The organism is Pseudomonas sp. PS02290 (assembly GCF_029960075.1).
GTDB lineage: Bacteria > Pseudomonadota > Gammaproteobacteria > Pseudomonadales > Pseudomonadaceae > Aquipseudomonas.
On record NZ_JASCOY010000043.1, the window covers coordinates 1 to 14,683 of the forward strand.

The 14,683-nt window shown below is 61.7% G+C and carries 8 protein-coding genes; 2 read left to right on the forward strand and 6 right to left on the reverse strand.

Annotation, left to right across the window (positions count from 1 at the left end):
* On the reverse strand, positions 1-1,010 hold a 1,010-nt coding region (locus QMX88_RS17990), incomplete at its 3' end, for an ABC transporter permease (protein WP_282371681.1).
* Between the two features lie 121 nt (positions 1,011-1,131).
* Here QMX88_RS17990 and QMX88_RS17995 point away from each other — a divergent pair.
* Positions 1,132-1,773, forward strand: a complete 642-nt coding sequence (locus QMX88_RS17995) for a lipopolysaccharide kinase InaA family protein (RefSeq protein ID WP_282371682.1) — start codon at positions 1,132-1,134, stop codon at positions 1,771-1,773.
* Here QMX88_RS17995 and QMX88_RS18000 read toward each other — a convergent pair.
* The 4 genes from QMX88_RS18000 to QMX88_RS18015 form a co-directional block, all read right to left on the reverse strand.
* On the reverse strand, positions 1,742-2,635 hold the full coding sequence (locus QMX88_RS18000; RefSeq protein WP_282371683.1) for a lipopolysaccharide core biosynthesis protein: 894 nt from the start codon (positions 2,633-2,635) through the stop codon (positions 1,742-1,744). The genes QMX88_RS17995 and QMX88_RS18000 overlap by 32 nt on opposite strands.
* Positions 2,622-3,767, reverse strand: coding sequence for an O-antigen ligase family protein (locus QMX88_RS18005; protein ID WP_282371684.1), 1,146 nt, complete (start codon positions 3,765-3,767; stop codon positions 2,622-2,624). The genes QMX88_RS18000 and QMX88_RS18005 overlap by 14 nt, the downstream gene beginning before the upstream one ends.
* A 141-nt stretch (positions 3,768-3,908) precedes the next feature.
* On the reverse strand, positions 3,909-5,039 hold the full coding sequence (locus QMX88_RS18010) for a glycosyltransferase (RefSeq protein ID WP_282371685.1): 1,131 nt from the start codon (positions 5,037-5,039) through the stop codon (positions 3,909-3,911).
* Complete coding sequence (locus tag QMX88_RS18015) at positions 5,023-6,780, reverse strand: carbamoyltransferase family protein (protein WP_192171135.1); 1,758 nt, start codon at positions 6,778-6,780, stop codon at positions 5,023-5,025. Before QMX88_RS18015 ends, QMX88_RS18010 begins: the two co-directional genes overlap by 17 nt.
* 392 nt (positions 6,781-7,172) lie before the next feature.
* Here QMX88_RS18015 and QMX88_RS18020 point away from each other — a divergent pair, with 392 nt between their 5' ends.
* A complete protein-coding gene (locus tag QMX88_RS18020) occupies positions 7,173-13,220 on the forward strand; it encodes a membrane-targeted effector domain-containing toxin (protein WP_282371686.1) in 6,048 nt (2,015 codons plus the stop codon).
* A gap of 3 nt (positions 13,221-13,223) precedes the next feature.
* Here the strand turns inward: QMX88_RS18020 and QMX88_RS18025 are convergent, their stop codons facing one another.
* Entirely contained in the window at positions 13,224-14,675 is a 1,452-nt protein-coding gene (locus QMX88_RS18025; RefSeq protein ID WP_282371687.1) for a lipopolysaccharide kinase InaA family protein, read from the reverse strand.
* Between the last annotated feature and the right edge of the window lie 8 nt (positions 14,676-14,683).

Below are 14,683 nucleotides of genomic sequence, written 5' to 3' on the forward strand. Positions count from 1 at the left end.
GTCTGCTCATCCAGTTGCTCGAAGATGCTCTCCGCACCGGCGACGCCTTTCTGGATGGTGGAACTGACTTCGGACAACTGACGGATCGGCTTGGGCAGCAGGCCGGCCATGGTGATGTAGGCCACCAGATCACCCGCCGACGAGTCGCCGCGCAGATAAAGGACAAGGAACATCACGATGGCCATGCCGCTGTAGGTCACCAATTGCAGCATCGGCGTGTAAACCGCACCGGTCTTGGTCATCGCCAACTGCTTTTTGGTATTGCTGCGGCTGGCCTTTTCGAAGCGGGCCTTTTCGTAGTCTTCGCCGCCAAAGCTGCGGACCACGCGATAGCCGTGGATTGTCTCGGACGCCACGTGGGTCACGTCGCCCATGGCCACCTGAATCTTCTTGCTCTGCTTGCGAAACTTCTTGCTGGTGCTGTTCACCATGACCGCAATGAGCGGCAGTATCGCCAGCATCACCAGGGTCAGTTTCCAGTTCATCCACAGCAGCGCGCCGAACAGAAAGATAACCGTCATGCCTTCGCGAATCACAACCTTGATTGCGTCGGTGGCAGCGCCGGTGACCATGGTCACGTTGAAGGTGATGCGCGAGATCAGATGCCCTGAGTTGCTGTTGTCGAAGAAGCGGTTGGGCAGCGTGAGCAATTTGTTGAACAAAACGACGCGCAGGTCATGCACCAGCCCGAGGGAAACGCGGGCCAGGAAGAAGTTGCCTAAATAAGAGCCGGCGCCCTGCCAGGCCGCGATCAGAACGATCATCAGCGGCACCGCCTGCAGCAATTGCAGGTGACCAATATAGGGGTTGCCGGGGAACAGGCTGGCTTCGGGATTGGCCAGGCCATCGACGAAGTATTTGAGGATGTAGGCGAGCATCGGCTGGGTGGACGCAAAGATAAGAAAGCCGACAATGCTCAAGCAGAAAAGGCCGATGTACGGCCGCACATAGGTCAATAGACGAAAGTAAATCGCCAGGGTCGTTTTAGCTTGAGGATCAGGACTGCTCATGGGAATCCGCACGAAAAAATTAGGCGGGCATGGTAGCACAACCCATATTTGTCGACCCCTGCCGCGACCCAAGCGGGGCCGACTCAGGTAACATGCCGCATTTGTTCAGGTAAGTATGCCGATGCACCCAATGGAACACAGCGCCTATCTGGCCTTGCGAGAAAACGCCACCGTGCTCGAAGCGGACGGATCCGGGGACAAGGTTCTGTTGCTTGAAGACGGCACCATTCTCAAACTGTTCCGCCGCAAGCGCCTGATCAGCTCGGCCTTGCTGTTCCCCTACGCGCAACGCTTCGCCGACAACATCGACGCCCTCAAAAAACGTGGCATTCCCTGCCCCGACGTCATCGCCACCTACCGAATTGCCAGCATCAGCCGCGATGCCGTGCGTTACACGCCGTTGCCCGGCCTGACCATCCGCCAGGTGTTGAAAGAGCACGGTGAAAGCGCGCCACTGCGGGCTGAACTGGGTACGTTTATTGCCCACCTGCATGATCGCGGCGTCTACTTTCGCTCGCTGCACATGGGCAATGTGATCCTCACCCCGGAGGCGAAACTGGGGCTCATCGATATCTCTGACATGAAGTGCCAGCGTCGCGCGCTGAGCGATTCGAAGCGGCTGCGCAATTTCCAGCACCTGCTCAGGTATAAGGAAGATCGCGCGTGGCTGGTGGAAAGCGATGGGGGCACGGCCTTTATTTCAGCTTACACCGAAGGCCGGAGCGCCCACTTCACGGCGCGTTTGAAGGCGCTGTTTGCGTAGAAGGGTCGGGTTGAACGCCCAGCAGCTCGTCGAGGCGCTGCAGGGTGATTTTGGGAATGACCCGCTCCGGCATACGGCTGACACTGGATAGATTGAACACCTGCATGCCGGTTCGCGGCAGGATCTTGCGGGCCATCAACGCGAAGCTTGGCAGGATGTATTGCTCGAAATCCTCGTCCAGGCTGCTGGGCAAAGCCGCTTCTCCCTTCTCGTAAAAACGCCCCCCGCCCTGACGCAGGTCCATCCCGACCACGAACACCTGACGAAACCCCAGATGGCAGACCAGCTGCAAGGCGCCGAAGGGGATGGTTCGGCTGCCGAAATAGCCGCGTTTGAGGTTCAGGCTGAAGCCGATGCGGTTAGGCTTGCGGCGCAGCAGGGAGAAGTTGGAGATCAGCTCGTCGTCGTTGCGGATTGACCACGCGTAGGCTCGATCCGACATGACGGCCTTGCCTTCCTGGCGATTGACCCGTTCCAGCAGATAGATTTTCTTGCCGTTCAGCGCAGTGGCGTCGGCCGAATGAATCGCCTGAAGTACATCCAGACTCATCGCCAGATGCTCGCCGTGGCGAACCCCCATCAGCGCCAGCGCCGGCCGGCCGATGACAAAGTTCGGGTCGTCGCACAGGTAGTAGAAAGGCCGGATGCCCTCGTCGACGCAGCGCACGATCGAGCCGTTCATGGCGACGACCGGCAGGCTCCGGTAACGGGGAAGCGGAAACTCGTTCGCCGAGGGGCCGGACGCCAGCAGCAATACCGGACCTGTAACAGAACCGCGGGATTGCGCAAAGTCCTGCAGGCACACTTCCAGATCATGCCCTACCAGCCAGCGTTGCTCGCCCCGCGCTTCAATCCTCAGCACGCCGCGCCTCCCGCGAGATGGCGACCGCGCCAGCGAGGGGCAGCCAGAGCCATTCCCACACCAGATTGGGTGACCCAACGAAGGTGTGCAGTTCCACGGTCATGACCACGCCACCGGCGCAGAGGATCGCCAGCCAGAGCCGAGCGATCTCCGAGGTCTTGCGCGCTCGGGCCAGACACGCGCCAGCATGCAGCATCGTCGCCAGCAGCAGCGCCAGACCGACGATGCCGAACTGATAAAGCACCTCGAAATACAGGCCGTGGGTGTTGCGCACGATTTGCCCGGTCGATAGGTGAACTTCGCCCAGTGGCGTACCCGCGCCAACCCCGAACCACCAGTGGCCGGCCAGGCGCTCGAATACCGCGAGCCAGACTTCGTTGCGCCCGGTCACGCCACGGGTCTGCACTTCGTAAGCGAGCTCGCTGAAGCCGAAAATGAGCACAAGCGCGACGACGATGGCCGCAGGAATCAGGATATTGCGACGCAGCTTGCCACTGGTCATCGTGCCAAGCACCACCAGCCCGCCGACCGATGAAGCCAGCCAGGCGCTGCGCGCGAAAGTGAAGTAGATGTACGTGGCGATAAGGGCGCAGCACAGCAGCCAGAGGCCGATTTCGGCACGGCGCCTTGAGCGTAATGTCAGCCAGATACCGGCCAGCAGAAACAAGCCGTAGTTCATGCCGGCAACGATGGTGTTGCCGAAGTCGGCGACATCGGTCACTCCCGAGCCAGCCAGTGACATCTGCCGATAGCCGAGGACAAACGCACCGTGGATGGCGAGATTGAGCATGGAAAATGTGGCGAACAGCGCAACCACCACGACCGACAGCTTGAGGATTTTTTCCCAATCGAATGTGCCCCTCGCCCTAATCACGCCAACGCCGATGAAAAACACAAAGATGAGCAGAAGCCGACGAAGGGATTTCATGTCGTCGTCTGACATCAGGCTGTTGATCAGCAGATAGGCGAACAGCAGCAGGACGGTGTAGGTCAGCGGACTGACTGAAAATGATCGCCTACTCACCGCCGGCGCTGCGCAAAGCAAGGCAACGACCAGCGCCGCGCGAATGAACGCAGCCCAGGAACTTGACTCACCGGGCCACCAGAACGGCCCGAGAAATATGATTAGCATCACCACCGCAAGCAGTAAACCTGCGATGTACCCCGCACGTGCCGGCAAATTTTTTACAACCATTCCAATCCATATCCTGTGCTATGCAGCCGGGTATTCATTGCTATCAGAGGCCAATGGCTGCCAGCGGTTCGAATGAAATCAGGTTTCCGAGGTGAGCGCGACGACTTGCGGCAACTGCCAGAAAACTGCTTTTACCGCCTCATCGCTGAAACGTTCGTGCAGCCGTTGCAGCATCGCATCCGCGCAGGACTGCCGCAGCTCGGCGTCCATCCGCGAAAGGTGGATCAGCCCCTGAGCCAGAGACTCGGCTTCGCCCAGGGGAAACAGTATGCCCACGCCTTCGACCACTTCCTTCGCGCCGCCACAGGCGGTTGCCAGCAGAGGCACGCCGGCCACCATGGCTTCCAGCAGCACCATGCCGAAGGGTTCGTGATCGGAGCTCAGTGCGAACACGTCGAAGGCCTTGAAGTAGCGGCTGGCTTGAGTCACCTGCCCCGCCAGCATGACCTCGTGGCCGATACCCAGTTCGGCCGCCAGGTGTCTGAGGTCCTGTTCCAGCCGACCCTGACCGAGAATCACCAGTTGGCTGTCGGCGGGCAGGTTCGGCAACGCCTGGGCGAATCCGCGCAGCAGCGTCGACTGGTCCTTGTCGGGATGCAGCCGCCCGACATTGCCCACGACCCACGCCTCCTGGGCCAGGCCCAACGCGTCGCGGGCCTCCTCACGGGACAAGAGCGTGGCGCTCAGTTGATCGACATCGATGCGGTTATAAAGGGTCTGGATACGCTCGACCGGCCATTTCGGCAGGCAGGAGCGAATGTCATCGCGCACGGCATCGGACACGCCCAGCAGGCTCAGGCGGGAGCGGAACAGGTTCGCCAGCACCTTGCGGCTGCGGCGCCGGTAATCACCAAACGCATGATGGACGCCGATCACCGGCAAGCGGGTCGCGACCAGTGCGATGTAGGTCGGCTTGAAACGGTGGGTGATGCAAAACTCGAAACTGCGGGACGCCGCGATCTTGCGCAGATCGCGGATCGCTCCCACCTTCATGCCGCCGATGGCCTTGGAGCTGTACTCCATGAACAGCACTTCGTCCGACGCGCAACTGGCTGCAACCTCGGCATCGGCGGCGCCGGTCAGGAATACCGTGGTGACACGGTATCCCCTGCCCACGAACAGGCTGGCGTATTGACGGGCGCAGTCGAGGAACGGCCCGTCATAGCCGTGGCAGAACTGGAGAACATGGCGCTCAGCTGAGCGTGTCATGGGTGTCCACGCCGTCTTTGACCACCAGAATGTCTTCCATGATCAGGTACTCCAGATCGGAGCCGAAGAACATATTCAGCGCATCGGTCGGCGAGCAGATCATCGGCTCGCCGCGACGGTTGAGCGACGTATTGAGGGAAACCCCATTGCCGGTCAGGTTTTCCAGCGCCTTCATCATGTCGTAGTAGCGCGGGTTGTATTCGCGCTTGAGCACCTGGGCGCGGGAGGTACCGTCTTCGTGGACGACTTCCGGCACACGGGTTTTCCACTCTTCCGCCACTTCGAACGTGAAGGTCATGAACGGCGCCGGGTGATCGATCTTGATCATCTGCGGGGCGACGGTGTCGAGCATCGACGGGCAGAAAGGCCTCCAGCGCTCGCGGAACTTGATCTGATGGTTGATGCGATCGGCGACGCCGGCAATGCTCGGGCAGCCGATGATCGAACGACCACCGAGGGCACGAGGACCGAATTCCATGCGGCCCTGGAACCAAGCCACCGGGTTGCCCGCGACCATGATTTTGGCGATGCGCTCGGGGGTGTTGTCGATCTGGCGCCAGGCCGGCTTGCTCGGGTGGCGGGCGCAGGCGGCGATGACGTCTTCGTTGCTGTAGGACGGGCCGAGGTAGACGTGTTCCATCTTCTCGACCGGCACGCCGCGGGCGTGGGAAACATAGGCGGCGGCACCGACAGCGGTCCCGGCATCACCCGACGCAGGCTGAACGAACAGCTCTTTGACGTCAGGGCGCGCGATGATTTTCTGGTTCAGTTTGACGTTCAGCGCACAGCCGCCAGCGAAGGCGAGCTTGCCGGTTTCCTTGAGGATGTCACCCAGATAGTGGTCGATCATCTGAAGCGACAGCTTCTCGAACAGCGCCTGCATGCTGGCGGCGTAATGGATGTACGGCTCGTCGGCGATGTCGCCTTCGCGCTTGGGGCCCAGCCACTCGATCAGTTTCGGCGAGAAGTAGAAGCCTTTGCCCTTCTCTTTGTAACGACGCAGGCCGATGACGTTGGCGTATTCGGTGTTGATCACCAGTTCGCCGTTTTCAAAGGTGGCCAGGCGCGAGAAGTCGTATTTGGTCGCATCGCCGTACGGCGCCATGCCCATGACTTTGAATTCGCCGTCGAGCATCTCGAAGCCGAGGAATTCGGTGATCGCGCCATACAGCCCGCCGAGGGAGTCCGGGTCGTAGAATTCTTTGATCTTGTGGATCTTGCCGTTTTCGCCGTAGCCGAAGAACGTGGTGGCGTACTCACCCTTGCCGTCGATCCCGAGGATCGCGGTTTTCTCCTGGAAGCCGGAGCAGTGGTAGGCGCTGGAAGCGTGGGCAAGGTGGTGCTCGACGGGCTCGATCTTGATCTTTTTCGGGTCAAAACCCAGTTGTTCCAGGCACCAGACGATTTTGTTGCGATAGCGCTTGTAGCGGCGGTTGCCCATCAGAATCGCGTCGAGGGCGCGGTCCGGGGCATACCAGTAACGTTTGGCGTAGTGCCAGCGCGCTTCGCCGAACAGGCTGATGGGCGCGAAAGGAATGGCCACGACGTCGACGTCGGAAGGCTTGATGCCCGCTTGCTCCAGGCAGAACTTCGCTGATTCGTAGGGCATGCGGTTCTTGGCATGCTTGTCGCGAACGAAACGCTCTTCTTCGGCCGCAGCAACCAGCTTGCCGTCGATGTACAGGGCTGCGGAAGGATCATGGCTAAGGGCGCCGGACAGGCCAAGGATCGTCAATGCCACTAGGGTCTAGCCTCTTAAGTCTGCATGCAGGCATCACGCGCCTGACAAATAAGGTGTGTCTGGCGCCACGGCGGCAGACAGCTAAAGGGCGGGATTATAGCGTAATGGCTCTGGAAGTGGTCGCAGGGAATGAACTGCCCCGCGATGCCTCGGTGGGACCGGCTTCAGCCGGGAAGAGGCCAGTGTCAGCGCCCTCAATCCTGCGGCGTTACGAATGACGCCTTCCCGGCTGAAGCCGGTCCTACACGTTTGCGCCTCACCTCGTGCGTTAACTATTTAGCACCACGCGCCCCGGCGTTCTGATTGATTGATCGCTCGACGAATCATCGGGCTGCTTGCCCGGCTCTTGCGCAAGCTCATTGCGCGGAGATCACTCAGGAATGCTGTACGCCATGGAAACCTTTTCACCCAACCCGCCTGCGCTTGATCGGCTGACCACGCTGGCTTCTGTACTTGACGCCGAGCTTCAGCATCTTCCGGATGCCAAGGCCTGCCTCAACACCCCGCCGCTGCCAGTGAGCCCGGAGCAGAAAACGCTGCTGCACTCGGCCATCACTCATTTCTGGGCCGAAGCCAGTGCGCGTGATATTTCACGCCGCGAGCTCTTCGTGACCTGCATCGAATTGACCCTGCGTGACGACCTGCTGCTGAACATAGAAGAAGGCGAGCTGCACCGCGACTATGCGCGCTGCCTGCCGGGCATGGACGCCCAAGAGCATGTGGTGTTCAGCGCGCTCGAGCTGCAACTTGATGCAGAACGTCGCATTGAGCTGGCCGGGGCGCTGGTCGCAACCGCCCAGCCGGGCCAGACCTTGCTCTGGTTGCACGGCCAGGCCGCCGAAGGCTTCGTGTCGAACGAGGCATTGCAGCAAGCACTCGCCCGCCGCATCAATCACCCACTCCTGCGCCTGCCACTCTTGCGTCTTATGCAGGACAGCACGCGCGACGCCTGGCTCGAGATTGCCTCCGGCGGTGATGTATTTCTTGAGCCCACCCACCCTTCGGACTTTCAACTGCAGCCGATCAAGGGATCGCCCTACGACCATGCCTTTGATCGCCTGCTGGCCAGGCAGCGTGTGGACATCGACGCGCTGTTCGGTAACGCCCACAACCTGTCGCCTCAGGCCCTTCAGGCCCGACTCGAAGACCTGCTCCACCAGCCGAAATCCTGGGGCCCGGGCGGCGCCATAGCCGCTGCGCAGGATCGTCGCGCCCAGCGAGATGAGCGCCGCGCACGCCCCGACTGGCTGGAGATGGCCAGCACCGAGCAACGTGAGCGCTACGCCTCGGGCCTGATGGATTACGAGCGATCGCGCAATGCGTTGATGAGCGTCATGGACGGCACCGCGTCCCCGCAGCAATTCGCGCGAAGCCGTCTGCGCGCGCGACTGGCCAATGATCTGGGTATTGATCTCGATCCGGACGAGGTCCTGATCAGCACCGAACGGACGCAGCCCATCACCAGTGAAACCTTCTCCGTCCGCCGAACGCTGACGCATCTGGCACTTTACGGCCTGCATCCCGGCGACACAGCCCCAGATTCGGCCTTCCAGACCCACAGCCGAATCACTCACAACGGTCTGCCGCTTGAGCCTGAATACAGCGACATGACGCCGGCCTACCTCGCCGATGTCATCAACGAGCAAGACCTGCGAACGCGTTTCGGCCCCGCGCAACGCCAGGCGCTCGGCTCGCCGACCATCCAGCGCCTGATGGGCGAAGCGATGCATCATCAGCTCATCGCCCAGGCCCGCGGCGCCGAACTGCAGGGGCATATCCAGCCTTCCGACCTGAGCCTGATCGAGTCGCTGAATCCGGACACCGCCGCGCCGCGAAATCCCGCCGTGGCCGTGCAGCAGATCAAGCTGAACGGTCACGACGTATTGAGCAGCGTGCTGCTGTTGCGCAAGCTGGACGCTTCGGGGCAGTCGGACGGGCTGCTGATGTTCACCCCGGACAGCCCGCGCACCCAACATTTCCAACGCTTCGACAACGAGCGTCAGTTGCTCGGCGAACTGGTGAGCTGGAGCCGGTCCGCCGACATGAACCACTTCCTGCTGGCGCAGATCACCGCCGGCAGAAGAGCCGCCCTGAAAGGCCAGCTGCATGATTTGAGTGAAAAGCCAGCGCCTGCCCAGGACTGGATCAGCTACGCCACCCTCCCCGATTACAACAGCGGTGTGCGTGCGCTGGTGTCGGCGCGCGTGCAGGTAATGCTCTCGGAGCAACGGCTGCATACCCCGGGCTGGATCCTGCGGGCATCCGCCGAGCAGCGTCAGCAAATGGTGGCACTGGAGGATACGATCGTGGCGGCGGGTGAAATCTACCAAGCCGCCCCACACACTCGGGTGACCGACTTCAACGCCTACGTTCATCGGACTGCCAGCCGCAAGATCAACGCGCTGCTGGGTCTGCCGCCGGAAACGGTGGACCCTGACCGGATCATCATTCACACGCCCCGCGAAACCCTGTCCTACACCCAGATGCTGCGTGACGGTTACGACGACACCCTTGGCCTGCTCAACCCGGCGGCCGATACCACCGCCACTTTCAGCGGCCCCGAGGGCGTCGATCTCACACCACTGAGCCCGGAGAAGGTCGCCGGCTCGGTTCGCGGTCAATGGGTCGCCGATCAGTACATCGCGATGATTCGCGGGCAACTGCTGGCGCCTGCCAGCGAGGGCTACGACTGGCGCCGTCAACAGAGCCTGTTGCTGACGCAATTGCAAATGCGCGCCGACGCCTTGCGCAGCTTTCTCGAAGGCCACATCGACGCCACCCAGCTGCACTGGCTCACCCTCTCCATCGTCAACATGCATCAGAGCAGCGCGGCAGACCGCCTGCGCTATCGGGTCTATCCACTGCAATTGAGCGTGGACGTGATGGCTATCGCGTCTCGTGCAGAGGTCATTCACGGCTGCTTCCTGCTCACGCCGCCTGAGGCGAGCACGCTGGAGCAGGTTCTGCTGTATACGCCGCAGGCACCGGACGGCCGCGCCTTCCGACCACTTAGCGCGTTCGGCAACACGCTGCTGAGCGAAGGCATGGGCGATTACTACCTGAGCCGCGCCCGGGTGAAGGCCGGCATGCCGCTGGCATTCGCCCTGGCTGAACTGAAGAAAGGCGGTGGTCGCAAACCGGTGCTGCCGAGGGCGCCGTTCAGCAACCTGTATGACGTGTGTTTCAACCAAGTGATCGAGCGCAAGATCCAGGATGTCGAGGACACCACGATCGGCCGTGCAGACATGCTCTGCCGACAGGTCTGGAGCAGCCTCGAGCTGATCGCGACCGCCGTGACCTTGCCCTTCCCGCCTGCCAGCTTTGCCGTCGGCATGATCATCGCGAGCGCTGATGGTTATCGCGCGCTGCGAGCCCTCGACGAGCGGGATCACGCCACCGCCAGCTTCTACGTGCTCAGCGCCTGGCTCAACACGGCGGGCGCTGCGGGCGATCTGCACTCGGGAATGAAAGGGCTCGGCGGCATTTTGAAGGACCTGGCCGGACAAAAAACTGCCGGCAGGTACGCCCGCTCGGTTGCCCATGCCACCGATGAGACGCTGCAGCCGGTCGCGGTGGAGAACGAACTCTTCTGGGCCGCGCCTCAGTCTGCCAACCGCCATGTTCCGCTGTACCGGACCCACGCACTGCCCCCCGAAACCCTTCAGCCCACAGGGCGTTATGCGCAAACCGATGTGACCGGCGTATGGAGGGCATTGCAGCAGGACACCCCGCCGGTGCGGGTCGCAAATACCGTCTCACCTCCGCTGCACGCGGTAGATGTATCGCTGACAGACGCGCTCCCACTAAGCCGCCCGCACGGGCAAGGTGTCAGCATAGTTCGTGGCAACTTTTACATCGCCATGCAGGGCCAGACGTACCAGGTCCAGTACGACGCCAGGCTGGCCGCCTGGCAGATCGTCGATCCGCGCAACCCGTTCGCCTTTTTTGGCCGCCAGACGGTGCGCCTCAACCGCCAGGGCCAGTGGCAGCTGCTTGAGCCTGCGCGCTTGCGAGGCGGCGTTCTGCCTTCGTTCAGCCGACTGGACGAAACCCCCGCAGGCCCCGCCACGGCGGTGGGCGACTTGAGCGATTACGAAATGCCGGAATCGCTGCAGCCCTACGTCTTCGGCATCGTCAGCCCAAGGCAGGCGGAACAATTTGAAGGAGGCCCGTTCGGACTGCACGAGTTTTTCGACGACATTTTCCAGGGCGGTCGCTCGACCTACAGCACGTTGCGCCAGAACCTCTACCGCGATGCAAAAGCATTCTTCGAGCACCCGCCCCTTCCCGGCAAACCCGAGTTGCCGGTGCTGGCCGATGGCGTGACGACTCAAGCCTTCTTCGACGCCGCACTGAAAAAATCCAACGGCCTGGTGATTGGCGAAGCTCCGACGTCCATCGCCAGCAAACAACTGCTGATCGACAACATGCCGTTGCTGGCGGAGCGCAAGGTCGAGGTGCTGTACATCGAGCATCTGCACACCGACCAGCACACGCACAAGCTGCAGAAATACAAGGCACTCGGCAGCAAGACGCGCAGCGGCTCCCACATGATCAAGCACTACCTGGAGACCGTGAACGAGGGCGCGCTCAAGAACGGCAGCGAAAAATACGACTATTACCACCTGATCAAAGCGGCCCACCGCCACGGCATCGACGTTCGTCCGTTCAGTTCATCGGTCAGCTATGACTACGCGGGCAACGAAGTGGCATCCGCTGCAGGTGATGCCCTCGCACCCCAAAAGATGGCGGTCTTCTTTGGTCACAAAGTGATCAGCGGCGATGTGCAGCAGCACCCGGGCAGGCGCTGGATCGCGCTGCTCGACCACCGCACCGCCAACACTTGGCAGCAACAGCCAGGCATCAGTGAACTGCAAGGCGTACTCAGCCTGCGCGTCGAAGACGTGCCGTTGGGCGCGCCGATCCAGATATCCGTGGACAGCGATGCCGTCATCAGCAGCGCGGCGTCGCGCGCGGACTTCAAGGCACAGATCGGCAACCCGAATATCGATAACGGGGCCGGCGCAGCCTCGCCCGTCAGTCCATCCAGCACGTCGATGGACGATGCGCTGTATGGCTTTTTCGAACGACGTTCGCCCCTGGAGTGGGGCCTGGACCCGAATCGCCGCGCCATCGTTTCCCACCGCCGAAGCGAGGTGAATCCCTACGTCGGTGATCACGGTTTCGAATGGAACCCGGCCGGCTACTGGACCCGCGCCGATGCCGCAACCTGGAGCAACGACTACCCCCTGGGCGCCATTCAGCAGTCGCTGATCGACAACCGCTACCAGATGCCTGCCGACATGCGGAGCATCTTTCATGACCTGGCCAACTTCCGTCACAGAGGCCTCAACCCCGATTACTTTTTCATCGAAAGTCATTTGGTGGAGGTGCGTGAGAAGTTCTTCGAACTGGCGAACACGCTGCAGAAAGATGCGCGCTCAGTGCTCAACCTGGCCCTCCCTGAACGGGTGACTCTGCCCGAGGTAAAAGCCGACACGCCGTTGAGCATGTTCATCGAAGAGCTGTACGAAAACACATCCGGAGTGGTCATTGGCGAATCCCATTCGGCACGCGCCAGCAAGCGCTTCATCCTCGACAACATGGAGCATCTGGCGCGACAGGACGTGAAGACGCTGTACATGGAGCATTTGCTGACGGACGTCCATCAGGCCGACCTGGACCGCTTCGCTGAAACGGGGCTGATGAGCAAACGTCTGCTGCACGACCTCAAGCGCATGGACCAGACGTTCCGGACCGACCCGACCGGCCTCTACTCGTTCGAAAGGCTGGTGGTCCAGGCCAGGCGGTACGGCATTGAAATCCGCGCGATCGACTGCGCCGCCAGTTACTTCATCCGCCATATGCCGACCCACTCCAACACAACGCGCCAGCAGGTGCTCAGCTACTTTGCGTCCCGCACGATACGCAAGCATCAAGAGGTGATGGGGCCGCACAAGTGGATGGCGCTGGTGGGTGAAACCCATGCCAACACGTTCAAAAACAGCGTCCCGGGCATCGCCGAGCTGGAACAGGGGATTGGCGTGCGGGTGATGGACGTGGCGCAGGGGAAAGGCCATGGCATCATGATCGATCCGGGCGAACAGGTCCCGGCGGGGCTGGGTCATGAGCCAGTGCTGGTGCAGAATGATTTCCGCGTGGAGATCGAACTGCCACCACGTCCTCAACTCGCTGCGCCCGTCGGCGACAGACTGCACAGTCCGGGCATGTTCCTGCTCGATGAGTCCGCCCCCTTGCGGCCCACGATCGTGCATCGCTCAAGGGACCGCACCCTCAAGCACACGCCGGTGCGGTTCAATACCGCTGGCAAAGCCTACGTCGAGCGCGAGTCATGGCCGCAGGTTCATCGCCAGCCGTTCGATAACGTGCAGGCATTGATCGACGCACTGGTGGAGATCAACCTCAAGCACGCGGACTGACGGTCAGTCCGGCGTCTTTGAAACCGTCGGAATGCGCTGCTCCAGCACTTGGTGCAGCGCGCTGTCCGCCGGCCAGTTGCGCATGAAGCGCGCGCGATCTTTGGCGAACGCCGTCGCGAACGAGGCTTGGGAGCCGTGCTGACACATGGCGTCCAGATCGATGAGCGACCAGCTATCCTGTTGCCAGAACACGTTGTGACCCTTGAGATCGCCGTGGCTGATGCGCTCACGGATCAACTGCGCAAACAGCGTATCCAGCGCCTGCAACTCGGCTTCCGGCGCATCGCCGTTAGCCACGTAGGGCGCAAAGCGCTCGATGATGTCGGGCCCCGGCAGGAACTCGGTCACCAGATACGCCTCGCGGCGCAGCCATAAAAAGCGTTTTTCCAGCAGCGCCAGCGGTTTGGGCGTGGCGATGCCGAGGAAGCGCAACCGATTGCCTTCACGCCAGGAGTGCCAGGCACGGGACGGGCGCCAGAAACGCTTGAGCCAGTGGGCCAGGTTCTTGATGTTGTAGCGCTTGATCACCAACTCGCGGCCGGCGACGTCTACCCTGGCGACGCTGGCCGCGCCCCCGGTCTTGTACAGATGACCGCCGTCAACCAGCGCGTCGGCCTTTTCCAGCACCGGCAGCATTCCGGCGACTTCTTCGCGACGAATCGCACGCAGGGCAAACGGCCCGTCTTCAACGCTGAACAGGCTGCATTCACGGCCGATCTTGTTCAGGTAATCCCGCAAGCGCCAACTGCGTACCTTGTCGATCTGCTTTTGCAGCGCCTCGACCGGCAAGCCGTGCTCGCCGTTGCTCAGCAGGTAATAGACCAGCAATTCTTCGGTGAACGGCTCCAGTGACTTGGGCAACTGGGCGAAGAACACGCCGAGGTTTTCCAGCACCTTTTGCCGCGACAACGGCTTGCCGGCTTCCTCGACGCGAATGCCCGCGCCGTCAATCAAATACAGCGTGGAGCCCTGACGCAGCAGGTTGTCGAGGTGCAGGTCTTCCTGCCACAGGCCTTTGGCGTGCATCTGACCCACAGCGGCCAGGGCATCGCCGAGCACTGACTGTTGCTCATCGGCCAGCGGTGGCAGGTTTTCCACTGATTTCCAGGTGTCGCCCAGGCTTTGGGCTTGATCCAGAAACTCGAACAACAGCCAGCCGCCCTCGCCTTCCTGCAGCCCGTCGGCCAACAGCAACGGCGTTGGCAAGCCCTGTTTCGCCAGCGCCTGTACGCCGTCGCGTTCACGCTGGAAATGCCGAGGGGCTTTGGGACCGACCAGTAATTTCGCCAGCACCGTGCGCCCACGCCAGATGCCGGCGCCTACATAGCGTTGACCGGGCAGGACGCGCAGCAGGCTGAGCAATTGCAGCTCGGCAGGACCGGCGGCATCCTCCAGCGCGATGTTCATCGGCAGCGCCGGGGTGCGACCGGCGTTTTTCAGTTCAGACAAACGCATCGGCGCCC

Coding starts and splice junctions, on each gene's coding strand:
- QMX88_RS17995 (WP_282371682.1), top strand. CDS start 1,132: ATGCACCCAATGGAACACAGCGCCTATCTGGCCTTGCGAGAAAACGCC.
- QMX88_RS18005 (WP_282371684.1), bottom strand. CDS start 3,767: ATGCTAATCATATTTCTCGGGCCGTTCTGGTGGCCCGGTGAGTCAAGT.
- QMX88_RS18010 (WP_282371685.1), bottom strand. CDS start 5,039: ATGACACGCTCAGCTGAGCGCCATGTTCTCCAGTTCTGCCACGGCTAT.
- QMX88_RS18020 (WP_282371686.1), top strand. CDS start 7,173: ATGGAAACCTTTTCACCCAACCCGCCTGCGCTTGATCGGCTGACCACG.
- QMX88_RS18025 (WP_282371687.1), bottom strand. CDS start 14,675: ATGCGTTTGTCTGAACTGAAAAACGCCGGTCGCACCCCGGCGCTGCCG.